Source organism: Enterococcus sp. AZ009, from assembly GCF_050548785.1.
In the GTDB taxonomy this organism is placed as follows: domain Bacteria; phylum Bacillota; class Bacilli; order Lactobacillales; family Enterococcaceae; genus Enterococcus_D; species Enterococcus_D entomosocium.
Window position 1 is genome coordinate 1,633,743 of sequence record NZ_CP172960.1, and the last position, 24,563, is coordinate 1,658,305.

Below are 24,563 nucleotides of genomic sequence, written 5' to 3' on the forward strand. Positions count from 1 at the left end.
AAAACCAGCAATCCACTAGGGTTGCTGGTTTTCTTTTTCAACACACGTGAAAGCGTCGACGATATATTCCATCAATAAGAGCAGTTTGCCAAAGAAACTGGTGTACTGGATGTTTTGGGTGTCGTAGGGACGTTCATCTGTCACTTCAAAGGAAAAGGTCGCTAGTTGATTGGCGCGATGCTCACCGTTCCCACAAAACAAAACAGTTGGTATGTGATGTTCATTGGCTAATGCCATCTTTTCCAGCACTTTTTGTGTTTCGCCAGATTTAGAGATAGTAATCAACATACTTATGTTCTCGATGTTGTTACTAATGATCCCACCTGAGTCAGAAGCACTGACTAATAAGGTTTTGATGCCGTTGACAAGCATTTTTTTGTGTAGGTATTCTGCCACGATCCCCGAAAAACCTGTGGCATAAATCGTAATAAACTTGTTCTTGTTTTGTCCATAGATTTCTTTGATCGCTTCGATCGTATCTGCAATACTGGCAGCGTCAATTTGGTAATCGATGGCGGCTTCAGTGATCGTCTGATTTTTCAAGCGATTCTTTAAGAAGTAAAGCAGCTCTAGATAGCCAGAAAAACCTAGTTTTTGCGCAAGCCGCACGATGGTTGCTGGGGAAGTGTAGATCGTTTTAGCGATTTCTCTTAAGGGCAGTCCATCGATCGCAGCGGTATTTGCAAGCAAATAATCAAGAATTTGCAGCTCATTGTCAGTCAATTTTTTTCCTTTGATCAATACATTTAAGTCCATTGTTCGGCACTCCTTTGTCTTGTCTTCATCATACAATGAATAACGACAGAAAGTAAAATAGGAATCGCGTCATGCTGATATATAGGAAAAAAGATTGTGCATTTCCTAAAAAGATATTATAATTTCTTATATAGAAAATAAAGGTGGAGAAATGATGACACAAAAACCATATGGAACCGTACTACTAAAAGCAGCAACCATTTTAGATTACCTCGCAGAAGCGCCAAGTAAACCATTGCAAGAAATTTCAGAAGCAACGAAACTGACCCCATCCACAGCTTTGAAAATATTGGAAACGCTACAAATGATCGGCTATGTCAAACGCGACAAAGAGAAGAATTATCGCTTAGGGTCTAAGCTGATCAAGTATGCGAATCAAAACATTCAAGAGCTTGATTTAGTGGAAATCAGCTTGCCATACTTGGAAGCATTGCAGAAAACGGCGGATGAAACGATCCACTTAGGGGTCTTGACCGCCAATGAGATTCTTTATGTCAATAAATTGGAGCCTCAGAATCAAACGATCCGCATGTCTTCAAAAGTAGGAATCACAAGACCGTTGTATAGCTCTGCCATGGGGAAAGCCGTTTTAGCGGAGTTTGATGCCCCTCAAGTAGAGGAGTACTTGGCAGCAACGCCTTTAACCGCTTATACCGAAAATACCATTACAAATCAGTTGAAGTTGAAGAAAGAATTGGAACAGGCAAAAGCGAACCAAGTAGCCTTTGATGATGAAGAAATGGAACAAGAAATCTATTGCATCGGCGCCTCACTGATAAAAGATCAGGAGATCGTTGGGGCGTTTTCTATCAGCCTACCGAAATACCGCTTGACCCCAGAATACAAAACGACATTGATCGATGCGATTATTGCGACAAAACAACAAATTGAACAAGCGTTATAAACTTTTTAATGGAAAGCCCTTGCAAATAAAAACGAGAACGGTATAATGAACGTGTAAGTTTCTTTATAATAAATACCATTTTCCAAATAGGAAATAAGTGGAGGGTCTTAATGAAAAAAGTAGCGAATTTAATGAAACTAAAGGAAAGCGGTGTGATCGCTGTTGTACGTGGCGCTTCAAAAGAAGAAGCACTACAAGCAAGTAAAGCGATCGTTGCAGGGGGGATCACCGGCATTGAGTTGACTTTTACAGTGCCTCAAGCGGCGGATGTAATCGCTGAATTGGTAGCAACCTTCAAAGAGAATCCAGAGGTAGTTGTTGGTGCGGGGACCGTTCTTGATGCAGTGACCGCCCGCTTAGCGATCATGGCAGGAGCAGAATATGTCGTCAGCCCAACCTTTGATCAAGAAACGGCTGAATTATGTAATTTATATCAAATCCCGTATCTGCCTGGTTGCATGACCATTTCAGAAATGAAGGACGCCTTAAAAGCAGGCGCAGATATCATTAAACTATTCCCGGGTAGTGCGTATGGACCAAGTATCATCTCGGCCTTCAAAGCGCCATTGCCACAATTAAACATTATGCCGACCGGTGGTGTCAGCTTAGACAACATGCAAGAATGGTTTGCAGCGGGTGTTGTAGCCGTTGGTGTAGGGGGGAATTTGTTAGCGCCAGCAGCAAGTGGGGATTTTGACAAAGTAACAGAAGTAGCGAAACAATATGCGGCAAAATTAAAAGAGATTCGAGGAAAGTAAGATGGCAAACATTCTGACACTAGGAGAAATCATGTTGCGTCTATCGACAACGTTAGGCGACCGAATCGCCCATAGTTCGACGTTTGCTGCCCATTATGGTGGCGGGGAAGCCAATGTTGCGATTTCCTTGGCAAATTTTGGTCATCACGTTTCTTTTGCTAGTAAAGTGCCGGAAAATGCTTTAGGAGATGCCGTTTTTCATCATTTACGAAGCTATGGCGTCGATTGTCGCCACGTGCTTCGTGGCGGTTCCCGACTAGGTACTTACTATATTGAAACCGGTATCGGGGAACGAGCAGCGCGAGTGGTTTATGATCGCGCAGGCTCTAGCTTTGCTCAAATGAAGGAAAATGAGTGGCAGTCTGACCTTTTTGATGGGGTTGATATTGTTCACCTTTCAGGAATCACGCCCGCTCTTTCAACGACTTGGCAGACACTTTTGCTGACGTTGATCAAAGAAGCGAAAGCAGCTGGTTGTAAAATCAGTTTCGATATCAATTATCGTGGAAAGCTGTGGACGACCGCTGAAGCACGCGTCTTTTTGCAAGAAGTGCTCCCCTATGTCGATTATTGCTCGGCAGGACAGTTAGATGCCCAAGTCTTTATGGATGTATCAGCTCCAACAGAGGAAGTCGAAGATGACTACTATTATCAAGAAATGCATCGGAAATACCCAAATATCCAGCTCTTTTATTCAACTAGTCGTCAGGTGCTCTCAGCAAGTCACAATCAATTGACAGGAAGCCTATGGCATAACGGCAATTATGTCGTTTCTGCTACCCATGAGATCAATCCAATCGTTGATCGCGTCGGAGGCGGCGATGCCTTTTCAGCTGGTATCCTACATGGTGTTGTCACGAAGAAACAAGACCAAGAAATCGTTGATTTTGCCACAGCCGCATCTGCTTTGAAACATACGATCCATGGCGACTGTAATCAGTTTAGCGCCAATGAGATACAAGAATTTATTGCAACAGGTTCAGGAAAAATTATTCGATAGGAGGAATAAAACATGCAACACATGGAAACACGCTATACCCATAGTCCACTTGATATTCGTCACTATAGTACCGAGGAATTACGCAGAGAATTTTTGGTAGAAAAAATTTTCACACCAGGACAAATCATGCTGACCTATACCCACAATGATCGGATGATCTTTGGCGGAGTGACACCGACAGAAGAAGCGTTAGAAGTGAAATTAAGCAGCGAATTAGGGGTGGAATACTTCTTAGAACGTCGCGAATTAGGCGTCATCAATATTGGAGGACCTGGTGCGATCACGATCGATGGCCAAAAAGAACCAATGAAAAAACAAGACGGCTACTATATCGGCAAGGAAACCAAACAAGTCTTGTTCCACTCAGATGATCCAGCAAATCCAGCGAAATTCTATCTATCTTGCGTGCCAGCACATAAGAAATACCCAAATGTAAAAATCAGTATTGATCAAGTCACACCAATGGAGACTGGCGAAGGCTTGACATTAAATGAACGGAAAATTTATCAATATATTCACCCAAACGTTTGCGAAAGCTGTCAATTACAAATGGGGTATACGATCTTAGAACCAGGCAGTGCTTGGAATACGATGCCAAGTCATACCCATGAACGTCGGATGGAAGCATATGTGTATTTTGATTTTGCCAACGAAGACACAAAAGTGTTCCATATGATGGGCAAACCAGATGAAACGAAGCATTTAGTCGTTAGTGGAGAACAAGCCGTTATTTCTCCAAGCTGGTCGATCCATTCGGGTGTTGGAACAAGTAACTACTCCTTTATCTGGGCAATGTGTGGCGAAAATATCACCTATACCGACATGGATATGGTGGCAATGGACGACTTAAAATAAAAAGAAAGAGGGTTTATCAATTATGGATTTTTCAATGGATCAATTTCGTTTAGATGGTAAGATCGCATTAGTGACAGGCGCTGTCTATGGGATCGGTTTTACGATCGCTCGGTCACTAGCAGCAGCAGGAGCAACGATCGTTTTTAACAACTTGGATCAAGAATCAGTGGATAAAGGATTAGCAAACTATCGTGAAGCAGGGATCGAAGCCCACGGTTATGTCTGCGATGTAACGGATGAAAAAGCAGTCAACGAAATGGTCAAGCAGATTGAAGAAGAAGTTGGCGTGATCGATATCTTAGTCAATAATGCTGGGATCATCAAACGAATCCCGATGTTGGAGATGTCTGCTGAAGACTTCCGCCAAGTCGTTGACGTGGACTTGAACGCTCCATTTATCGTTTCAAAAGCAGTCTTACCGTCAATGATCAAAAAAGGACATGGAAAAATCATCAACATTTGCTCAATGATGAGTGAATTGGGAAGAGAAACGGTGGCTGGTTACGCAGCGGCTAAAGGCGGCTTGAAAATGTTGACGAAAAACATTTGTGCTGAATTTGGTTCAGCTAACATTCAATGTAATGGGATCGGACCTGGTTATATTGCAACACCGCAAACCGCACCATTACGAGAGATCCAACCAGACGGTTCTCGTCACCCATTTGATCAATTTATCGTAGCGAAAACACCTGCTGCCCGTTGGGGTGAGCCAGAAGATTTAGCAGGACCAACTGTTTTCTTAGCTTCTGAGGCATCAAACTTTGTCAATGGCCATGTCTTATATGTAGACGGCGGTATCTTGGCGTATATCGGGAAACAACCTGAATAAAACAATCAGTAGTAAGGATGGGGACGATTGCAATCGTTCCCATTTTTATGGTGCAACACCTAAGAAATGCAGGGCTTTAAAAGGTAGCTTGGCGATAAATGGGTTGAAGCAAAGCAATTGCAAACAAATCTTTTAAAAAGAAGGAAAAGCAAAACGCTGTGAAGGAAACTGTTCTTCGCAGCGTTTTGCTTGAGTAGCTCTTTTTCAAATCAGGTAGCGTATTTATGTTAGGGGAAGATTCAACACGAACAATGAGTTTCAATCTAACAAAACTTGTTGTGCAAGCGGTAATGGAGCATTTGTCAAACATTTGGCAACTAATTTGGCGACGGCTGTAGCACCTTGGTTATTCAAATGCGTGTTATCCGTAATGCCGGCTGGATAATTGGGGTGCTGGTTTTTTTCTAAATGAAGAAAATAGGTTTTCGCCTGTTGTGGTTCCAGCGCTGAAAAGAACCGTTGTGTTGCGGCAAAAAGATCCAGACAGACCACATCCAAGGAGGTAGCCAAAGCACGCATTGCTTCTGGGTAAGGACCGACTGCCAAAGGATCAAGTTGCTGTTGGTCCACGTAATGCAAACGAGTGATCGAGGTCAATAGGATCGGTGTCGCTTGCTGCTGGCGTGCCGTTTGCACGTAGGTTGCTAAATTATGCTGATATTCAACAGGTGTCGTGCCGCGACTATCTGTTTTTTGATCATTGTGTCCAAATTGAATCAAGAGATAATCACCAGCATGTAGTTCTTTTTCTGCCTGCAACAAGCGTCCTTCTTCAATGAAGCTCTTGGAGGAACGCCCATTTTTTGCCAAGTTGACGATTTGATGCTGGGGGAGATAGCGTGAGATTTTTTCTCCCCAGCCCGTTTCTGGACGAGCGCTAGGCTCTTTGATCGATGCGGTGGAATCACCGACGATGACGATTTTTACCATTTGCTTTCTCCTAAAATTTGAAGTAGTTGCTGGCGTTTTGATAACAGACATTTTCTACTAATGGTTTTAACTGACGAAGATCAGCAGGGGCTTCACCACGTACAACGATCTCAGCAAGCCATTCACAAAAGACGCGTCGGAAATATTCATGACGGGTGTAAGACAAAAAGCTTCTTGAATCCGTCAGCATGCCGACAAAGTTAAAGATCACACTGCCGTCTGCGAATTTCGTCAATTGGTGACGCATGCCTGCGCGGGTGTCGTTATACCACCAGCCAGATCCTAACTGCAATTTATTATTGCCTTCTTGCTGGAAGCACCCCATCAAAGCGACGAGTGCATCATAGTCATTGGGATTTAAGGAGTAGAGAATCGTTTGAGGCAAATGGTCTTGCGCATCAGCAGCGTTCAATAATTTCTGCAAGTTTTGAGTCAGTGGTTGATCATTGATGCCATCGTAGCCAGTATCTGGTCCCAAGCGCTCAAACATTCGTTGGTTGCAGTTACGGTACGCATGGACATGCAGTTGCATCGTCCAACCATGTTCGTGATACAGCTGCATCAGTTCAACTAGAACATTGGTTTTGAAGAACGAGACTTCTTTTTCCTCCAAAGATTCTCCAGCTAATGCTTTGGCAAAAATTGCTTCAAGGGATAACTGTTCGTCTGTAGCATACACTAAAGTATCCAGCGCATGGTCAGACAAGCGGCAGTGATGCTGGTGAAAATAGCTTACACGGTCCCGCAAGGCTGTCAAGAAAGCATCGTAGGTAGTGATCGCGTTTTCGACACTCTTTTCGAGTTTGGTAACATAGGTAAGAAAATTCGGATGGTCGATTTGTAACGCTTTGTCAGGTCGAAAGGTCGGCAAGACCCGAAAACGTTGCTCTGTTTGGCTTAATTGGTGATGATAGTGAAGATCATCGACTGGATCATCTGTGGTGCAAACGATCTCGACTTTACTGCGAGCAATCAAAGCTCTTCGGGTAAAGTCTTTTTGCTGCAATTTTTCGTTGCATAGCCTCCACAAAGTTTCGGCATTTTCTTCAGTAACGGGAAGATCGATCGCAAAAAATCGCTTTAACTCTAAATGGGTCCAACTGTAAAGGGGATTTCCCACCAATTTTGGCACTGTTTGACACCATGCCAAAAATTTTTCATAATCACTGGCATTGCCCGTAATCGCTTCTTCGGGTACGCCACAAGCGCGCATCAATCGCCACTTGTAATGATCGCCACTTAGCCATGCCTCGGTGATAGTTTTAAAGGGCCGATCCTCATAGATTTCTTTCGGGTCTAAGTGGCAGTGGTAATCAATGATCGGCAGATCTTTGGCATATTCATGGTATAGGGTTTGAGCAATTTCATTTGGCAGTAAATAGTTTTCATTTAAAAACATGTCGAACCTCTTTTCTTTGGTTATAGTGTCACACCATTTTTAAAGATGGCGATCTCACGAACGTTGTTGGCTTCATTACGAGTCGGTTTTCCACTGGCAGTATCGATGATCGCTTGAATAAAGTCTTCCAGCACGACCTCCATCGGCTCTTCCAACAAGCGACCAGCGTTGAAATCCATCCAGTGGGGTTTCTTATGATAAATCTCTTGATTCGTGGCAACTTTCATGGTCGGCACATAGGCACCAAATGGCGTGCCCCGACCAGTGGTAAATAAGACGAGTTGGCAATCGGCAGAAGCCAGTGCAGAAGCGGCAACAAGGTCGTTTCCTGGACCTTCCAGCAGGCTCAAGCCTGGCTTACGGAGTTTCTCCCCATATTTTAAGACATCGACGACAGCGGAAGTCCCAGATTTTTGGGTACAGCCTAATGACTTATCTTCTAGCGTAGTGATCCCGCCTGCCTTATTGCCAGGAGAAGGATTTTCATAGACTGGTTCACCGTAAGCAAGAAAATAATCTTTAAAGTCGTTGATTAGATGAAGGATTTTTTCAAAGGTTGCTTCATCTTGTGCACGCGCCATCAAGACTTGTTCAGCGCCAAACATTTCGGGTACTTCCGTCAAGACCGTGCTGCCACCTTGAGAAACTAAAAAGTCAGAAAATGCCCCTAACAAAGGGTTGGCGGTGATCCCAGAAAACCCGTCAGAACCCCCACATTTTAACCCGATCTTTAGCTCACTCAAGGGAACGGCTTCTCGTTGATCCTCTTTTGCTGCTTCCAGTAATTCTTCTAATAAGCTTTCGCCGACCGCAATTTCATCGTCGCTTTCCTGTGCCACCATAAATTTGACGCGCTTTGGATCGTAGTCACCCAGGTTTTTCTTAAACTCGGGAACGGTGTTGTTCTCACAACCTAAACCAAAGACCAAGACGCCACCGGCATTTGGATGATGCACCGCATCAATTAAAATTTGACGGGTGTTTTGATGATCTTGGCCTAACTGGGAGCAGCCGTAGGGATGTTTAAGGATCGTAATATGATCAAAAGTGCCAAGATCTGGATGATTCTTCTTGAAGTTTTCAACAATGATCTCTGCGATGCCATTGATACAACCAACTGTTGGCACGATCAGTAAATCATTACGAATCCCAACTTTGCCATTTGCCCGCCGGTACCCTTGGAACGTCGCAGCCCTTTTTGGATAACGGACGGGATGCAAATCGGGGGCATAGGTGTATGCTAAGGTACCAGAAAGGTTGGTTTTGACATTGTGGGTATGCAACCATTGGCCAGTTTTAACATCAGTTAAGAGATGTCCAATGGGGTAGCCATATTTGATCACGTCTTGTGATTGAGCTAGGTCTTTGAGGGTGATTTTGTGTCCTTGCGGAATATCCTCAAAAAGGGTGATCGTTTGGTCTTCAAATGAAAGGGTCGTTTTAGCAGCTAGTGGTTTTAATGCGACTGCGACATTATCATTAGGGTGCAATTTCAATAGTTGCGCGGGTGTTTCTGTTAATGTGCTGGACATAAAGATTCTCCTTTATTTCAAACTTGGCTCAGGGGTGTCAATCGACGCAAGTAACTGGCGGGGTCCGTCTTGTTTTAGACATGCGCACATTTCATTGATTGTCGCTGTCATAAAGCTCAGGTCTGCATGCCAGAGTTGCTCATTTTTTAATAGAGTGGCGATCTGTTCTTCTGCTGGTAATTGTTTCACTTGCTGAAATATGGTTGTCACTAGGTCATCATCTTGAAAAGGTCGAGTGAGATAGAAAGTCAGCAACCCTGCCAGTGCGGCAGTGATTCGTTTTGGTAACTGCTGGTTTTGTTGGACATAACGAGTTAAGACTGGTTGAAGACGCGCACGGAATTTTGAGACGCTGTTTAAAGCGATCGATTGCAGCTGATGCTTCACATAAGGATTTCTGAAGCGCTCTTTGATTTGTTCCGCATAAGCTGCAAGCTGCGCTTTAGGCAAATCAAGCATTGGAATCAACTCTTCCAGAAAAAGACCATCCAAAAAGGCTGCAAAATCACGGTCGTTCATTACTTCTTCAACGGTTTCTAAACCAGCTAAAAGACCGAGAGGAACCATCGCCGTATGAGGACCATTTAATAAATGTACTTTTTGTTCACGGTAAGGGGTCATATCTTCTGTCACGATCACATTCAACCCAGCTTCTTGCAAGGGAAGCTTTTCGGCTACGCCGCTTCCTTCGATCACCCAGAGCATAAAGGGTTCCGCAGTGACCATTACGGCATCCTCATAGCCAAGAATCTCTTGGTATTGTGCCACTTTATCGCGAGGATATCCTGGAACGATCCGATCGACTAAGCTGCAGCAGAAGGTGTTTTCTTTTTCTAACCAGTTGACGAAGTCTGACTCCAAAGACCATAATGCGGCATATTGTAAGACGATCTCTTTTAGTTTTTCCCCATTCCGATCGATTAATTCACAAGGAATGATCAAAAATCCCGGTTTTTGTCGTTGAAAACGACGATACAAAAGAGCGGTCAGTTTTGCAGGAAAACTTTTGGGAGGGGTATCGTGTAAGGTATCCTCTGGGTGAAACGCAATACCTGCTTCCGTCGTATTAGAAACGATGATCTCAAGTTGCTCGTCTTCGGCTAAAGCAAGATAGTCTTCCCATTGCTGATAAGGATTCAGCACTTGATCAATGGTGGAGACGACTTCAAATGTTTGAGATAAAGCGCCATCGACAAGTCCTTCTAAGATAACGGTGTAGAGATTTTCTTGTTGTGCCAACAGCTCTTTCAAGCCGTGATCAATCGGCTGTACCACAACGGCACTGCCATTAAAAAGCCCTTGTTTGTTCATTTGCTGCAGCTGCCAGTTAAAAAAGCCCCGCATAAAATTGCCTTCCCCGAATTGAATCACTCGGGCTGGATAGGTTTGATGGGGTTGTTCGGTAATTTTTTTCATAGAATCCTCCTTAAAAAATAGTTATGCACACGTTAACATTTTTGCGTAAGCGCTCTTGAAAACAAGAGGCTTACAGCGATTGACGAATGATTAACGAGGTATCAAAGAAATGTTGTTTCTCAACTACTTGATTGGCAAATGCTTGCAACAGCAGAGTTGCTGCCAATTGACTCATTTCATAGACTGGTTTGCGGATCGTTGTTAAAGGGGGATACGTATAGGGAGAAAAAGAACTATCATCAAAACCGATGATACCGATCTCCTCTGGGATCTTTCGTCCTGCTTGATGACAGGCATTGATCGCCCCGATCGCCATATCATCATTGGCGCAAAAAATCACTTCAGGTGGTTCAGGTAAAGCGAGTAGTTGCTGGGCACCCAGCTGACCACTTTCCAACGAGTAGTCGCCAGCTACGAAGTATTCTTTCGGGCAGACAAGCTGCTTTTCTTGAATCGCTTTCATAAATCCTTTGCGACGCTCTCTAGCGGAACCAAAGGAAGCGATCCCTTCGATCATGGCGATCTTTCGAAAGCCTTGTTCAAGCACATAGGTGATCATTTGATAGACCCCTTGGGCATCATTACTAGTGACATTCATCAAGGTTGCATCCTGCAATTGACGATTCAAAACGACGATGGGAATGTTTTTCTTTGAAAGAGCAGCGATAAAGCCGTCATCACGATCACTTTGACTCATCACGATCGCTCCATCTAGGCGATTCGGCTCTTCATCAAATGTATCGGATTGCAATAATTCATGAACCGCCAAAGTATATTCGGATGGTAGGGTATCACTGATTCCTTTGATCACTTCGACTAAAAAGCTATCGGAAGTACCAATGGATAGATGAGAAAAATAAAGACCAATGATATAAGATTTCTGATTCACCAGACTTTTGGCATTGACATTGGGCACATAGTGTAAAGATTCAGCGATGGCTGCGATCTTCTTTTTTGTTTCTGGCTTGATTAATGGGCTATCGTTTAACGCACGAGAAACAGTTGTATGTGAAACACCAGCGACTTTGGCGATATCTTTGATCGTGACCATAGAAAACCTTCTTCCTTTTTGCTTGATTCAAGCATAGCTTGTTCCCACGAGAATGTCAATACACCAAGGATGCACACGTGAAACATTTTTCAAAATAACATAGGAACTTTTTCTGGGATGTGCTAGTATAAAAGAAGATAGTTAGGTAATGGGAGGGAGTCTATGAAATTCTTTTTAAGCTATCATCAAACATCCAACTTGTTTTATAAAATATTTATTTTGATTTTTCTAATTGGTAGCGCTTTAATCATTGGGTTTAGTGGGGTCATTTATCATCGAACGTATCAAAACATTCAAGAAACGTTTTTGCAAAGTCAACATAATTTGGTCAACCAAGTCAAAGAAAATCTGGATCAAAAAATTCAGATGGTGGAGTATGCCTTTTCTACATATAGCAGCACGCAAAGCTTTTCCGATACGATGGAACAGCCGTTTTCCGTGACGAATTATCGACAAGTGCGCGAGATCAATTCGCAACTGGCTTACATTGGTGTGATGGGAATCGAAAACGCCAGCTACCAATTGGTGAATTTGAATCAGCATTGGAAAATCGAAGAAGGCTCCTTAAAACAGATCGATGATACTGAATTCGCTGCTTTTCAAGCGTTGATCGACAACCAACGCTACTTGTATTGGTTGCCAGAAGATGGCTATTTAAAAATGGTGATGACGCTGCCTGTTTTTCGACAGGAAACCACTGCTTTGGGGATCGCTGAAATCCAAGACCATACCATTGCGCAGTTGGTGGCAGATCATGACGATTCCTTTTTGAATATTTTTCATGCGGACGGACAACTGCTTTTCGATAATGGTGAAGTGATCGATTCTGACTTACACGAAACAATGATCGCAGCTGCCCACGACGATGGCATCTTCACTGACAAAGAAAACAATAAGTATGTGGTCACACAATCGGATTACAATAAGTGGTATCATGTGATCCGTCTGGCACCTGCCAGTGTTTCGCAAGCAATCCGTGAATTAAGAAGCGGTTTGATCGTGATTGGCAGTCTTTTGATCATCCTCTTTTTATTAGTATCCTATCGCATTGCGATCGTGGCTACCTCACCCATCAATCGGATCGGTGAGCTTTTAAAGCCCAAAAAACAAGGTCAGAAATTAGAAGTCAATCAGTTGATTTCCGATATCGACCAGGTCTTACATCAAAACCACGATCTCGCCGTCAAAGTTGAACACCAAAAGCCCGAGTTAGAATCCTTGTTTTTATTAAACTTGTTTCGCGGCTGTATCTCAGAAGCAGATAGTCACTTAAAACTGTCACAATTTGGGTATGAAGTATCCGAAACGGAACACTATGCCGTATTACTGATTCAAATCGATGATTTGTGTGGACGAGAAACAGCGACTATTGATATTTTCTTGCTTGCCATCGAGAATCTCGTTTCTGAAATCATTCCGGCGAATTTGCGTTTTCAGCCAATCATCTCCAGTCAAGAAACCCAAGGAACAATTTTAAAGCTTCCTGAATCAGTTGACCAAAAACAAGTATTGACCTATTGTCAAAAGATCCATCAAGCGGCAAAAGATTACTTGAAAATCAAAATAAGTTGTGGGGTCTCACAATCCTACGACCGCCTCGTAGAAACCAAATTAGCGGTTGATAACGCTAAAGAAGCCTTGCACTATCGAATGAATTTAGGGGAAGAAGTCATTATCTTTTTTGACGACATTGCGGCACAATTAGACAATAACGCGATCGTTCAGTACCCTAGAGAAGCAGAAAGCACCTTTTTGGATGCAATGCGTAGTGGGGATCTAGCGACCATCAAAACGAGTTACACAGAAGTCGTACGCGAAATCATTCATGAAAACAAAAATCCGTTGACGATTGAAAGTGCCTTGTTTAAGTTGATCAACAGTATCGTTCAGCTAGGGCAACTCCTAGGAGCAGATCATACTAGCTTGCAGAATAGTCGTAAAGTCTATCAATCCGTGCTCAACCAAACCAGTTTGTTCAAAGTTGAGCAAATCATCTATCAAGAGTTAGTTTTACCTATCGTTGAAACGACACAAGCCAAAACAGATCGAGAAATTCGCTCCTTGTCTGAAAAGATGGTCTTGATCGTACACCAACAATACGACCAAGATCTCTCCTTAGATAGCATTGCTGAACAGTTGCATTATAATGCCAATTACTTAAGTAATGTGTTTAAAAAGGAATTATCCATCAATTTTGCCGATTACTTACAAAACTATCGATTGCAAGTCGCGAAAAAGTGGTTAAGAGAAACCGATTTGACCATCAAAGAAATCGCCGCCAACCTACAATATACCAACTCTCAAAACTTCATCCGCTTTTTCAAAAAGAAAGAACAGATGACACCCGGAGAGTATCGCAAACGATCCAAAGATTAAAAGAAAAAAAGCGTTTTTTGATCAACGATCAAAAAACGCTTTTTTTCTTTGCTGCCTGTTGGCTACCCTTTGACGGAACCAACCATGGCACCTTTCACGAAATACTTCTGGACAAATGGATAGGCGATCAACATTGGCAAAGTCGCAACGACGATCACGGCCATTTTCACGGATTGTGCTGGGGGGACAACATCGACACTAGCGGCATCGGCGTTCATCCCGCTGGAGACAATCACGATTTGTCGAAGGAGCACTTGGATCGGCCATTTCGCTGAATCATTGATGTACAAAATCGCTGATTGATAAGTATTCCAATAACTAACAGCGTAGAACAAAGAGATCGTCGCAATCGATGGTAAGGAAAGAGGTAAGATGATACGGAAAAAGACGCCCCAATCAGAGCAACCATCCATTTTTGCTGATTCCTCTAAACTATCAGGAATCCCTTGGAAAAAGTTTCTCATAATGATCATATTATATGCACTGATGGCGCTCGGTAAGATCAGTGCCCAGAGAGAATCGATCAAGCCAAGGCTTTGTACCAAAATAAAACTTGGGATCATCCCTCCGCTAAACAACATCGTAAATACGACAATAAAATTGAAGATGCCACGTCCATGCAAATATTTTCTTGAAAGAGCATAGGCCATAAAAGAGGTCAAGATCATTGAAAGAACCGTTCCGACGATGGTCACAAAAAGGGAAACACCAATACTCGTAAAAATCGTGGGAGTCGAGAGAATATACCGGTAAGCATTTAAGCTAAATTCACGTGGGATAATGATAAATGTTCGTGTCGCAATCTCAGAAGAAGAAGCAAAGGAGCTTCCGAGAATGTTCAGAAAAGGCAAGAGACACATTAAGGTAAAGAGTAGTAGAAAACCGATAATAAATCCTTGAACAACCCGTTCACTCTTCGGGCGATTCGTTTTTTTTAGGGTTTGTTGCATAGGAAAAACCTCCATCTTTTTTTACTTAAATAGGTATTTCCAACGTATCATGAGGCGGGGACAACGTATATAATCACTTTTACATGTTAAAAAAATCACAATCATGACAAACGTTGATAAATCAATGGTTTTCCAATTCAACCGAGAAATAATCCTAAAAAATGTATGCCCTTCCAATGCTGAGAAAATGATTATATACGTTATCTTTCTTACACGCTACCATGGGACTATCAAATCAAAAAAACTCGGAGGAACAAGTATGGAAACAAAAGTTGATAATTACTTCTCACCACTTACTGAAGAAGAACAGCGACTGCGGTTGAAAAAGAAAAAATGGGCGCAAATCAGAAAAAATCGTGCGCTCTATATTATGGTATTGCCAGGTATTTTATATTTTATTATCTTTCGTTACATTCCAATGGGCGGTTTAGTCATCGCTTTTCAAGACTACCAGCCATTCTTAGGGATCTTAGGCAGTCCCTTTGTTGGGTTTACTCATTTTATTCGGCTCTTTACTGAAGATACTTTTGTGATGTTGATGCGCAACACGCTGATCATGTTTTTCTTAAATATCACGATTTCCTTCCCTTTTCCTATTTTATTGGCGCTTATGTTAAATGAAGTAAATAACCGTCGCTTGAAAAAAAGTATCCAGACGATTATTTATTTGCCTCATTTTATGTCGTGGGTGATCGTAGTTTCAATCTTCTACGTCCTGTTGACGACTGAAGGCGGTGTGATCAATAACATGATCGAAAGTCTTGGTGGGGAACGTATCCCATTCTTAACTAGCCGTACTTGGCTACGTCCAATGTACATTTTCCAAGATCTTTGGAAAGGTGCCGGTTGGGGGACGATCGTCTATCTAGCCGCTATTACCAATGTTGATGAACAGCTTTATGAAGCTGCGGATATGGATGGGGCTGGCAAACTACGTAAAATGTGGCACATCACGTTGCCGTGTATTCGTCCGACGATTGTGACCTTAATGATTTTAAAAATCGGTTCGATCTTAGATATGGGCTTTGAGCATATGTTCCTATTAATGAACTCAATGAACCGTGAGGTTGCCCAAATCTTTGATACCTTTGTCTATACCGCCGGGATTCAAAATGGTCAATTGAGTTACTCGACAGCTGTTGGGCTGTTTAAAGGTCTTGTAGGTTTGATCCTCGTTGTTTTTGCGAATCGTTTGGCGAAAAAAATTGGGGAAGATGGTATCTATTAAGAAAGAGGGGATCATATGACGATTGAGAAAATCACGAAAATCAACGATGGGCTAACCGCGTTTTTGACCCTGATCGCCCTTCATTTTCTTTGGCTAAGTGTGACACTTCTGGGGGGAATCTTTTTGGGAATCGGACCAGCCTCGTATGCCATGATGAAATATTATGATCGCTGGCTTCGTCTTCACGAACGACCGCCTTTGATCAAAAGTTTTTTCTACTATAGTAAAGAACGGTTCCGACAATCGGTGCTGATCAGTTGGTTGTTTCTGATCATCGCAGCGATCGTGATCACCAATATATTTGCGCCATTTCCATGGTTTATCCAAGTAGCGAATGTCCTCTTTTTGATTGCGTTTCTCTTTCTATTCATGCACGTGTATACCGTCATGGCAGCCACTAACTTTGTGACCGTGTTTGAGATCCTGCGAGGGAGTGCGTTGTTAGGTTTAGGCTATCTGCATTATTCGATCATTAGTTGGTCGATTTTGATCGTTGGCTATTTAGTTCTTGGCAGCTATTTCTTGATCGGCCTCATTTTGATGGGGAGCAGCTTAGTTGGTGGTGTTTTTGCCCTTGCTGGTAAAAAAATTCTTCAAGATATCCACCCAATTGAAACAGATCAGGTGGTTTCAAAAACGGCATCGACTACGGAGCAAACCGTTGCCAGTAAAGGAGATGAGGTCATTATCTAAAGAAAACGGCTCAAAGACTTTTACTGGTCCGTGAACAAAACGGTCACTAGAAAACACCTGAAAAATAGCAGAACAAGCTGAACCCTCATGAAATACAGCCAGTAAAACGGATTCATTGAAACAGCTCTATGAATTGAGGAGACTACAATAAAAGGAAGTATCGTACATGAAGAACTATTCGGAAATTGCTTTGAACACATTATTTGAGCGCTATGACTACTTATGCAAAGAAAAAATTTATCACGGAAAATGGTCCTATGACATCGGGGTCGTTTTGCAAGGCGTGAAAGAAGCCTATGAACAGACTGGTGACAAACGCTATTTCGACTATATCCAAAACACGATGGATGTTTATATTGACGAAGACGGTCGTATCAAAAACTATCAGATGGATGCGATGAATATCGATTACATCAATAATGGCAAATGTTTATTCTTGCTATACAAAGAAACAGGAGCGTCAAAATACAAGATCGCCTTGGACACGCTGTATCAACAATTACAGCAGATGCCAAGAACGAGCGAAGGCGGGTTCTGGCATAAAAAAATCTATCCGTATCAAATGTGGTTAGATGGCTTATATATGGGGGCCCCATTTTTGACAGAATACGCACTGACATTTGATAAAGAAGAAGCATTGGCAGATGTAATCAAGCAATTCACCTTATGCTTTACGCATACCCTAGATCCAAAAACGGGTCTTTTGTATCACGCGTGGGATGAACAAAAAGTCCAGCCGTGGGCAGATCCCAAGACCGGTTGTTCAAAAAATTTCTGGGGACGGTCAATGGGATGGTTCATGATGGCTCTCGCAGATACGATGGTGCTATTAAAGGAATCAGAGCAGAAGAATCCATTAGAAAACATGTTTGTCTCCTGTCTAGAAGCTCTTGCTAAAGTAAGAGATCCCCAGAAAAAAGTGTGGTATCAAGTCTTAGATAAAGGCAGTGAGCGTGGGAATTATTTAGAAGCATCTGCTTCTTCAATGATTTGTTACGCAACAGCGAAAGCAGTCAAAGCAGGGATCATCGATCAAAAATGGCAAGTGTTTGCCCAAGAGACCTATCAAGGATTGCTTGATGAGTTTGTCTTTTTAACAAAAGAAGGCTGGTTGAATCTGATCAGAAACTGTGAAGTTGCTGGTCTTGGTGGACCAGATAATCGGGATGGTACGTTTGTTTACTATATCAGTGAACCCGTTATCACGAATGATTTCAAAGGATACGGTGCCTTTTTACAAGCGAGTTTACTGCTGCAACCATTAACGGAGGAAGGAAGCAAGAAATGAATATCCAATTGACTACAGCTGATTTACAAGGAAAAGAAGGTCTGTTGACAGAAGCGATTCAAGAAAAAATTGATGAATTGCATCAACAAGGAGGAGGCAGAATCACTTTTTCAGCAGGACGCTATCCGACGGGTGCGCTCTTTTTAAAAAGTAACATTGAACTGCACCTACTATTGGGGGCGACCTTAGTATTTTCTGATGATCCCAAAGACTATCCCGTCGTCGTGTCTCGCTGGGAAGGGGTCAAACGGGAAGTTTATGCCTCTTGTTTATATGCCGAGAATGCGGAAAATATCGCTGTCACAGGACTAGGAATGCTTGATGGACAAGGGCAAAGATGGTGGAATACCTTTCGGGAAAATCGTGAACAGCTTGCTTATCCACGACCAAAATTAATTAGTTTTGACTCTTGCCAGCAAATTACGTTGAAAGATATCCGTCTTGTCGATTCACCAAGTTGGACCGTCAATCCGATTCTTTGCCAAGATCTAACGATCGATAATCTTCGCATCAAAAATCCAGCGGATTCGCCAAATACAGATGGGATCGATCCTGAATCTTGTAAAAATGTCCGCATCAGTAACTGTCATATCGATGTTGGCGATGATTGTATCGCCATCAAATCAGGAACGGAGGACACTAAAGAACGGGTCGCTTGTGAGAATATCACGATCGTAAATTGCCATATGCTTCATGGGCATGGGGCCGTCGTTCTAGGGAGTGAGATGAGCGGCGATATTCGTAATGTCACTATTAGTAATTGTATTTTTCAAGATACCGATCGTGGGATTCGTTTGAAATCACGTCGTGGACGTGGCGGAACGATCGAAGATATTCGAGTGAATAACATTGTGATGGATAATGTCATCTGTCCATTCACTTTAAATCTTTACTATTTCTGTGGACCGAAAGGCAAAGAAAAGTATGTTTGGGATAAAAATCCGTACCCGATCACCGAGGAAACCCCTCATTTCCGGAGAATTCATTTTGCAAATATCTCGGCTCGGAATGTCCATGCGGCCGCTGGGTTTGTTTATGGCTTGGCTGAACAATTTATTTCAGATATCACTTTCCAAGATATTGCCGTCTCTATGGCTGAGCACCCAATTCCAGGAAAGCCTGCGATGATGACAGGTATCGAAGAGATGACAAAACAAGGTTTTTATATTGGCTGTGGACGGAATATTCAGTTTGATCGTATCAATTTGGAAGGTGTAACTGAAGCGTTCCATATCGAGAATAGCCGGGAAATCACCGTCACACAGTCATTTGAGAATCGTCAGCCTCTGGGATTTCAAGGAGATTTTTTGTGAGGGATCCTCAGTTACTTCAGCTGCTAGGTCCTGATATGAAAGTTGCACCACAAGTGGTTCAGCAAACAAAAGAGCAGGTGCAAAATTATACCTTGGAACATTTACTTCTACGATTAAATCAAGAAGAGGATGTCCCTGCATACTTTGCTTATCCTAGCTCTCAGCAACCGGTTCCACTCGTTTTGTTCAATCATTCTCATGGCGGCGACTTCACGATGGGGAAAGAAGAACTGCGACAAAGTCCGCCGTATATGCAAAAAGAAAGCCTATTCGCTGCATTTATGAAGCTGGGCGTCGCCGTTGGAGTGATCGACATGTGGGGTTTTGGCGAACGAAAAAACGGTGAGAATGATAGCTACAAGCGGTTTCTGTTGCAAGGCAAAACATTATGGGGACAACGAATCTATGACAATCAACAGTTTTTAACCTATCTTGCTTCCCGTAAAGAAGTGAAACATTCCGCTATCGCCACATTGGGACTTTCTATGGGGGGCTTGATGAGCTGGTGGTTGGCAGCGCTAGATGAACGGATATCAGTGGTGGTGGACATGGCAGCACAAGTGGACTATCAAGCATTGATCAAAGAGGACCGTCTAAGCAAACATGGGTTTTACTATTATGTTCCTAATGTGTTGAAAGACTTTACGACTGCGGCGATCCAAAAACAGATCGCACCACGCCCGCGTTTGAGTTTGGTTGGCAAAGAGGATCGTGGCTGCCCCTCAAGCGGCGTCGCTCGTTTGGATCAGCAGGTCGGGCAGCATTATGAAGCAATAGGCTACAAGGAGCATTGGCAGGCGTGTTGCTTGCCAGGTGGTCATGAAGAAACCAAGGAGATGAGAGCGCAGTGGATCGAATTTCTAAAACAACACCTCCTATCAAGCTAAAGGTTAGTAAAGAGCCGCAAAAGGGTGATTTTACGAGTATCCAAGCAGCCGTGTTGGCTGCTGAAGCCTTAAACGCACCTTGTGAGATCACGATCGCCTCTGGCGTGTATCAAGAACAGGTGAAAATCTATAAAAACCAGCTTACGTTGATCGCGGAACCCCACACGTTCTTATGCTACCACTTGGCTGCCGAGCAAACCGATGAAAATGGGCAAAAAAGAGGAACCTTTCAAACAGCGACGCTCTTTATCAATAGCCGAGAAGTCTTTGTAAAAAACCTGACCATCATCAATGACGCAGGGTATGGGCAAGCAGTTGCCGTCTATATCGAAGGGGATGACATTCGCTTCGAACGCTGTCATCTCGATGCTTTTCAAGATACCTTGTGTCTGGGTCCATTGCCAAAATATACCAAAGAAGGCGAACCAATGATCAGTCCTTGGCGAAAAACAATCTTTGACCAACAACAGAGTTTGTTTTTGCATTGCAGAATCAGTGGAACAGTCGATTTTATTTTTGGCGGTGGTTCCGCCACCTTTGAAGAGTGTCGCTTGCATTGTAAAAATACACCACAAACGAACTACGTTACTGCTGCCTCAACTAGCAAACAAGCAAGCGGGTTAACCTTCGATCGGTGCCGAGTGACAGGGGACAAAGCCTATTATCTAGGCCGCCCTTGGCGCAATGAAGCCAAAGTCACCTTTTTATCCTGCTGCTTTGATCAACAGCTCGCCCCTTGCGGATGGTCTGATTGGGGAAAAACAGCAAGCCACCAAACGGTCACATTCACGGAGCGAATGTGTTGTTACCAAAGAAGTCCCCAACGTCCTGAATGGGTGACTCTTGAAGGAGTGATAGAAAAATGAACAAGGCAAAATGGTCTGGCTGGATCGGGATGGTTCTCGCTCTGGTGTTGATGGGCGGCTTTTCCTTGGCGATCAATCAAATGACTGTCCAGCAGTTCGAAGAGATCTTTCAACGTGCGTTTCCCACTATACTGAATCAAATGACGGAAGAAGCAGCATTGGCGCAATTTCAAACACTCGGCGCTTGGTTTGGCTTCACGCTGTTGGCACTCCTGATATTGGTTTCAGTGGCGACGATGCTTGTTCGCTATCGTAATTATCGAAAGCAATCTTGTGCTATTTATTTTTTGACTGGTGTCGTGACATTGATTGGTAGTCAAATGATCGCTTTTCCGATTGCCTTTTGTTTCTTTTTAGCGGCGGGTTTTTGTTTTCTCCATCGCGATGATCGACACAAGAAAAAAACAACGGACACAGTCAGCAAACAAGGAGGGGTTGCATGAAGGCAGTGATCAATAATCCGATTTTAAGAGGGTTTCATCCTGATCCGAGTATTTTAAAAGTCGAGGATACTTATTATTTAGCGGTTTCTTCCTTTGAGTGGTTGCCAGGAATTCGGGTCTACTGTTCTCGAGATCTAGTCAATTGGTCCCATGAAACAGATATTCTGACCAATCAGGTGGATTTATTAGGTAACACAGCAAATTGCAGCATTTGGGCACCGCAAATCAGTTACGCAAACGGACAATACTATTGTGTCTATACAAATGTTCGCAACACGACACGCCCCTTCAAAGACTGTCGAAACTATCTCATCACGGCTCCTACGATTCATGGGCCATGGAGTGAGCCCATTTACTTAAATGGTAGTGGCTTTGATCCGTCCTTGTTTCATGATCAAGAGGGGCGTATCTGGTTATTGAATGCGCTTTGGGATTATCGTAAGGATACACCAAATAAATCGGTGGGGATCGTGCTCCAAGAATACTCTGAAGTACAAGGCCGCTTGATCGGTGACAGAGTGCCAATTTTTTCTGGAAGCCAGCTGGCGAAGACTGAAGCACCGCATCTTTATTACCACAATGAGTGTTATTACTTACTGACGGCAGAAGGAGGAACGGGTGCAGGTCATGCGGTAACGGTTTGTCGTAGTAAAACCATCACTGGGCCTTATGAAGTAGATCCGCATTTTCCCATGATGCGTGCCTATCAGCGCGAAGATTCCCCTTTTCAATGTACAGGTCATGGCAGTTTGACGATTGCACCATCAGGAGAATGGGTCATGAGCTATTTGATGACTTGGCCAGTAGAAGAGGCAGCGATCCTTGGACGAGAGACGGCACTCCAAACCGTCTATTGGGATCACGAAGGATGGCTGCGTCTTAGCAATGATGATACGATCCCAGATCAAACCATCAGACTCGCTAGCGACGCTCAGAAGCAAAGGGCATCACCTGCTGTTTTTATGGATGATTTTAAAGGATCATTGCAAAAAGCATGGAACGGTAGGCGATTGCTGCCCAATGAAGAGTGGTGCAATCTGACTAAGCGACCAGGGTTTTTGCGATTGATCGGCGGAGAATCGATGCAATCGAACTTTCATAAGCACTTATTGGCGATTCGTCAACAAGACTTTTGTTTTGAAGCTGAAACAGTGATGGAATACCACCCCCAATCGTTTAATCAGATGGCTGGATTGTCGCTGTTCTTAAACGAAGAAAACTATTTGTTTTTCTATGGGACTTATGATGAAAAAGACGGCAAGATCCTTCGTCTGATTCGGTGTTGTGAAGGAGAATTTCACTTGTTCCCAGATAAATTGCCCCTCGCTGCTTCAAGTGAGCCGATCGGATTGAAAGTAGTCGGTTCTTATCTAGAAGCAGAATGGTTCTATCGGCAATCACAAACGTGGCATCCCTTTAAAAAGCAAAACATCCAGTTCTTGTCTGGTGGTTTTACAGGGAATTTCATTGGAATCAGTGCCCATGATCTAGATCACTTTGCTGGAAGCTATGCCGATTTTACGTACTTTAAGTATCAAGGGAAAGATCCGCTCGATGATGATTCCCTAAAAATAGAGAAAGAAGGGTAACGAATGAAAAAGTTGAAAGTAGCAAGTTTATTATTATGTGCAGGACTGTTTTTAGCAGGCTGCGGCGATGGCGGAGGTTCATCTGATGGACCAGAAAGTGATGAAAAAACAAGTATTTCTTGGATGGCAATGCTGCATACCGCTTCACCTCCGTCTGGGGATGTAACACAAAAGTTAGAAGAATATACAGGGGTCGAGATCGACTTTACATGGGTGCCGGACGCATCAAAAACAGAACGCTTGAATGCAGCATTAGCGTCAAATTCTTTAGCAGATATCGTAAGTTTGACAGAAATCAATAACACAACCGTCCGTAGTTCGCTAGCATCTGGAATGTTCTGGGATGTGGAACCCTATTTAGAAGAGTTTCCGAATCTGGCAGAAATTTCTGAGGATCGCTTAGAATCTTCTCGGATCGATGGTCATATCTATGGTGTACCGTTTCTAAAACCGATCGCTCGTTATGGTGTCCTCGTAAGAAAAGATTGGTTAGACAATTTAGGGTTGGACGTGCCATCGACTTTAGAAGAATTATCAGCTGTGGCACAAGCCTTTACAGAAGGAGACCCAGATGGCAATGGGGTAGATGACACGGTCGGATTCGTTGAACGTGATGAGTCCTTTAATGTTGGGTTCCGTTCACTTTCAGGTTACTTTGGTGCAGACAATTGGTTTACGATCACGGATGATGATGAAGTGATGCCATCCTTTATGCAACCAGAATACAAAGAAGCAATGGAATGGTTCCGTAATATCTATGATAACGGCTGGATGAATTCTGATTTTGCGGTAATGGCGAAAAATGATCAGAAGAACTATATCGTTCAAGGTCGTGGTGGGATTGTATTGAGTGGTTTGCAAGAAGTACGTAACTACATTGATGATGCAGCTGGTACTGATGAAGAGCATATGGAATGGGTCTTGATCAATGATATCGTCCATGAAAATGTGGAACGTCGTATCCTTTCTGATACCAATGGTGGAATGGGCGGTTGGTTAGCCATTCCGAAAAACAATGTTGAAACCGAAGAAGACTTACGTGTTGTTTTGAAATTTATCAACGATTTGATGGACGAAGAGCCGTTTACCTTGATGACGCAAGGGATCGAAGGGGTCCATTATGAAATTGATGATGAGGGTGTCTATGTCCGTTTAGATGATACGAAGTGGCAACAAGAAGTACAACCATTTTCTTCGTCTCGTCCATCAGAATTAGTAACAGTTTTCCCTTCAAGCAACCCATATGTCAACTTAGCCAATGAAAAGATTCGGGAAAATGAAGAATTTGCGGTGATCAATCCTGCACAATCGCTGACCTCTGAAACCTATGATCGTTCATGGTCAAGCTTGATTGAAGGAATCTCAGACGCTTACTACCAATATATGACTGGGGAAATCGAGATCGATGGGTTTGATACAGCGATCGAAACCTTCTTAAGAAATGGTGGACAGCAAATCATTGATGAGTTCACGGAAGATTATCGTTCACAACAATAAAGG

At 43.1% G+C, this 24,563-nt stretch carries 22 protein-coding genes; 15 read left to right on the top strand and 7 right to left on the bottom strand.

The window, feature by feature from the left end; genetic code table 11:
- Positions 1–15 precede the first annotated feature (15 nt).
- Entirely contained in the window at positions 16–756 is a 741-nt protein-coding gene (locus IGJ74_RS07790; RefSeq protein WP_008381545.1) for a MurR/RpiR family transcriptional regulator, read from the bottom strand.
- A 151-nt stretch (positions 757–907) separates the two neighbouring features.
- Between IGJ74_RS07790 and IGJ74_RS07795 the strand changes: the two genes are divergently transcribed.
- The 5 genes from IGJ74_RS07795 to IGJ74_RS07815 all read left to right on the top strand — a co-directional run bounded on the left by IGJ74_RS07795 (position 908) and on the right by IGJ74_RS07815 (position 5,102).
- Complete coding sequence (locus IGJ74_RS07795; RefSeq protein WP_016621204.1) at positions 908–1,660, top strand: IclR family transcriptional regulator; 753 nt, start codon at positions 908–910, stop codon at positions 1,658–1,660.
- A gap of 110 nt (positions 1,661–1,770) precedes the next feature.
- Complete coding sequence (locus IGJ74_RS07800) at positions 1,771–2,418, top strand: bifunctional 4-hydroxy-2-oxoglutarate aldolase/2-dehydro-3-deoxy-phosphogluconate aldolase (protein ID WP_016621203.1); 648 nt, start codon at positions 1,771–1,773, stop codon at positions 2,416–2,418.
- Between the two features lies 1 nt (position 2,419).
- Entirely contained in the window at positions 2,420–3,418 is a 999-nt protein-coding gene (locus tag IGJ74_RS07805; RefSeq protein WP_218193141.1) for a sugar kinase, read from the top strand.
- Positions 3,419–3,430: 12 nt separating this feature from the next.
- Positions 3,431–4,273, top strand: coding sequence for a 5-dehydro-4-deoxy-D-glucuronate isomerase (gene kduI, locus IGJ74_RS07810; protein WP_218193140.1), 843 nt, complete (start codon positions 3,431–3,433; stop codon positions 4,271–4,273).
- 22 nt (positions 4,274–4,295) lie between these two features.
- Entirely contained in the window at positions 4,296–5,102 is an 807-nt protein-coding gene (locus IGJ74_RS07815; RefSeq protein WP_005229917.1) for a gluconate 5-dehydrogenase, read from the top strand.
- A gap of 258 nt (positions 5,103–5,360) precedes the next feature.
- On the opposite strand, the gene IGJ74_RS07820 is transcribed toward IGJ74_RS07815, so the two are convergent.
- The 5 genes from IGJ74_RS07820 to IGJ74_RS07840 all read right to left on the bottom strand — a co-directional run bounded on the left by IGJ74_RS07820 (position 5,361) and on the right by IGJ74_RS07840 (position 11,430).
- A complete protein-coding gene (locus IGJ74_RS07820; protein ID WP_104010376.1) occupies positions 5,361–6,032 on the bottom strand; it encodes a rhamnogalacturonan acetylesterase in 672 nt (223 codons plus the stop codon).
- Positions 6,033–6,042: 10 nt separating this feature from the next.
- A complete protein-coding gene (gene uxaC, locus IGJ74_RS07825) occupies positions 6,043–7,431 on the bottom strand; it encodes a glucuronate isomerase (protein ID WP_218193139.1) in 1,389 nt (462 codons plus the stop codon).
- A 20-nt stretch (positions 7,432–7,451) separates the two neighbouring features.
- Positions 7,452–8,963 (bottom strand): altronate dehydratase family protein, encoded by a 1,512-nt coding sequence (locus IGJ74_RS07830; protein ID WP_218193138.1) that lies wholly within the window; start codon positions 8,961–8,963, stop codon positions 7,452–7,454.
- Positions 8,964–8,975: 12 nt separating this feature from the next.
- Positions 8,976–10,379, bottom strand: a complete 1,404-nt coding sequence (locus tag IGJ74_RS07835) for a tagaturonate reductase (protein ID WP_218193137.1) — start codon at positions 10,377–10,379, stop codon at positions 8,976–8,978.
- Between the two features lie 70 nt (positions 10,380–10,449).
- Complete coding sequence (locus tag IGJ74_RS07840) at positions 10,450–11,430, bottom strand: LacI family DNA-binding transcriptional regulator (RefSeq protein ID WP_005229927.1); 981 nt, start codon at positions 11,428–11,430, stop codon at positions 10,450–10,452.
- Positions 11,431–11,592: 162 nt separating this feature from the next.
- Between IGJ74_RS07840 and IGJ74_RS07845 the strand changes: the two genes are divergently transcribed.
- Positions 11,593–13,806: a helix-turn-helix domain-containing protein gene (locus IGJ74_RS07845; RefSeq protein ID WP_218193136.1), complete on the top strand. Its 2,214-nt coding sequence runs from the start codon at positions 11,593–11,595 to the stop codon at positions 13,804–13,806.
- Positions 13,807–13,868: 62 nt separating this feature from the next.
- Here IGJ74_RS07845 and IGJ74_RS07850 read toward each other — a convergent pair whose 3' ends face one another.
- Positions 13,869–14,756, bottom strand: a complete 888-nt coding sequence (locus tag IGJ74_RS07850) for a carbohydrate ABC transporter permease (protein WP_008381527.1) — start codon at positions 14,754–14,756, stop codon at positions 13,869–13,871.
- A 259-nt stretch (positions 14,757–15,015) separates the two neighbouring features.
- Here IGJ74_RS07850 and IGJ74_RS07855 point away from each other — a divergent pair, with 259 nt between their 5' ends.
- The 9 genes from IGJ74_RS07855 to IGJ74_RS07895 all read left to right on the top strand — a co-directional run bounded on the left by IGJ74_RS07855 (position 15,016) and on the right by IGJ74_RS07895 (position 24,560).
- Complete coding sequence (locus IGJ74_RS07855; RefSeq protein WP_008381525.1) at positions 15,016–15,984, top strand: ABC transporter permease; 969 nt, start codon at positions 15,016–15,018, stop codon at positions 15,982–15,984.
- Between the two features lie 15 nt (positions 15,985–15,999).
- Positions 16,000–16,677 carry a YesL family protein gene (locus IGJ74_RS07860; protein ID WP_005236490.1) on the top strand — a complete coding sequence of 226 codons (678 nt, stop codon included), beginning with the start codon at positions 16,000–16,002 and terminating at the stop codon, positions 16,675–16,677.
- Positions 16,678–16,843: 166 nt separating this feature from the next.
- Positions 16,844–17,965 (top strand): glycoside hydrolase family 88 protein, encoded by a 1,122-nt coding sequence (locus IGJ74_RS07865; protein ID WP_218193135.1) that lies wholly within the window; start codon positions 16,844–16,846, stop codon positions 17,963–17,965.
- Positions 17,962–19,278, top strand: coding sequence for a glycoside hydrolase family 28 protein (locus tag IGJ74_RS07870; RefSeq protein WP_218193134.1), 1,317 nt, complete (start codon positions 17,962–17,964; stop codon positions 19,276–19,278). Before IGJ74_RS07865 ends, IGJ74_RS07870 begins: the two co-directional genes overlap by 4 nt.
- Positions 19,275–20,165, top strand: coding sequence for a dienelactone hydrolase family protein (locus IGJ74_RS07875; RefSeq protein WP_008381516.1), 891 nt, complete (start codon positions 19,275–19,277; stop codon positions 20,163–20,165). Before IGJ74_RS07870 ends, IGJ74_RS07875 begins: the two co-directional genes overlap by 4 nt.
- Positions 20,126–21,031: a pectinesterase family protein gene (locus IGJ74_RS07880; RefSeq protein ID WP_218193133.1), complete on the top strand. Its 906-nt coding sequence runs from the start codon at positions 20,126–20,128 to the stop codon at positions 21,029–21,031. Before IGJ74_RS07875 ends, IGJ74_RS07880 begins: the two co-directional genes overlap by 40 nt.
- Positions 21,028–21,474, top strand: coding sequence for a DUF4064 domain-containing protein (locus tag IGJ74_RS07885; RefSeq protein WP_218193132.1), 447 nt, complete (start codon positions 21,028–21,030; stop codon positions 21,472–21,474). Before IGJ74_RS07880 ends, IGJ74_RS07885 begins: the two co-directional genes overlap by 4 nt.
- Positions 21,471–23,063 carry a glycoside hydrolase family 43 protein gene (locus IGJ74_RS07890; protein ID WP_218193131.1) on the top strand — a complete coding sequence of 531 codons (1,593 nt, stop codon included), beginning with the start codon at positions 21,471–21,473 and terminating at the stop codon, positions 23,061–23,063. Before IGJ74_RS07885 ends, IGJ74_RS07890 begins: the two co-directional genes overlap by 4 nt.
- A 3-nt stretch (positions 23,064–23,066) precedes the next feature.
- On the top strand, positions 23,067–24,560 hold the full coding sequence (locus tag IGJ74_RS07895) for an extracellular solute-binding protein (protein WP_016613309.1): 1,494 nt from the start codon (positions 23,067–23,069) through the stop codon (positions 24,558–24,560).
- Positions 24,561–24,563: the final 3 nt, after the last annotated feature.

What these genes read in the sequence shown, in the direction of transcription:
- IGJ74_RS07850 (WP_008381527.1), bottom strand. Translation starts at nt 14,756, where the DNA reads ATGCAACAAACCCTAAAAAAAACGAATCGCCCGAAGAGTGAACGGGTT.
- IGJ74_RS07885 (WP_218193132.1), top strand. Translation starts at nt 21,028, where the DNA reads ATGAACAAGGCAAAATGGTCTGGCTGGATCGGGATGGTTCTCGCTCTG.
- IGJ74_RS07800 (WP_016621203.1), top strand. Translation starts at nt 1,771, where the DNA reads ATGAAAAAAGTAGCGAATTTAATGAAACTAAAGGAAAGCGGTGTGATC.
- kduI (WP_218193140.1), top strand. Translation starts at nt 3,431, where the DNA reads ATGCAACACATGGAAACACGCTATACCCATAGTCCACTTGATATTCGT.
- IGJ74_RS07895 (WP_016613309.1), top strand. Translation starts at nt 23,067, where the DNA reads ATGAAAAAGTTGAAAGTAGCAAGTTTATTATTATGTGCAGGACTGTTT.
- IGJ74_RS07845 (WP_218193136.1), top strand. Translation starts at nt 11,593, where the DNA reads ATGAAATTCTTTTTAAGCTATCATCAAACATCCAACTTGTTTTATAAA.
- IGJ74_RS07890 (WP_218193131.1), top strand. Translation starts at nt 21,471, where the DNA reads ATGAAGGCAGTGATCAATAATCCGATTTTAAGAGGGTTTCATCCTGAT.
- IGJ74_RS07790 (WP_008381545.1), bottom strand. Translation starts at nt 756, where the DNA reads ATGGACTTAAATGTATTGATCAAAGGAAAAAAATTGACTGACAATGAG.
- IGJ74_RS07805 (WP_218193141.1), top strand. Translation starts at nt 2,420, where the DNA reads ATGGCAAACATTCTGACACTAGGAGAAATCATGTTGCGTCTATCGACA.
- IGJ74_RS07860 (WP_005236490.1), top strand. Translation starts at nt 16,000, where the DNA reads ATGACGATTGAGAAAATCACGAAAATCAACGATGGGCTAACCGCGTTT.
- uxaC (WP_218193139.1), bottom strand. Translation starts at nt 7,431, where the DNA reads ATGTTTTTAAATGAAAACTATTTACTGCCAAATGAAATTGCTCAAACC.
- IGJ74_RS07865 (WP_218193135.1), top strand. Translation starts at nt 16,844, where the DNA reads ATGAAGAACTATTCGGAAATTGCTTTGAACACATTATTTGAGCGCTAT.
- IGJ74_RS07830 (WP_218193138.1), bottom strand. Translation starts at nt 8,963, where the DNA reads ATGTCCAGCACATTAACAGAAACACCCGCGCAACTATTGAAATTGCAC.
- IGJ74_RS07870 (WP_218193134.1), top strand. Translation starts at nt 17,962, where the DNA reads ATGAATATCCAATTGACTACAGCTGATTTACAAGGAAAAGAAGGTCTG.
- IGJ74_RS07835 (WP_218193137.1), bottom strand. Translation starts at nt 10,379, where the DNA reads ATGAAAAAAATTACCGAACAACCCCATCAAACCTATCCAGCCCGAGTG.
- IGJ74_RS07820 (WP_104010376.1), bottom strand. Translation starts at nt 6,032, where the DNA reads ATGGTAAAAATCGTCATCGTCGGTGATTCCACCGCATCGATCAAAGAG.
- IGJ74_RS07815 (WP_005229917.1), top strand. Translation starts at nt 4,296, where the DNA reads ATGGATTTTTCAATGGATCAATTTCGTTTAGATGGTAAGATCGCATTA.
- IGJ74_RS07840 (WP_005229927.1), bottom strand. Translation starts at nt 11,430, where the DNA reads ATGGTCACGATCAAAGATATCGCCAAAGTCGCTGGTGTTTCACATACA.
- IGJ74_RS07795 (WP_016621204.1), top strand. Translation starts at nt 908, where the DNA reads ATGATGACACAAAAACCATATGGAACCGTACTACTAAAAGCAGCAACC.
- IGJ74_RS07855 (WP_008381525.1), top strand. Translation starts at nt 15,016, where the DNA reads ATGGAAACAAAAGTTGATAATTACTTCTCACCACTTACTGAAGAAGAA.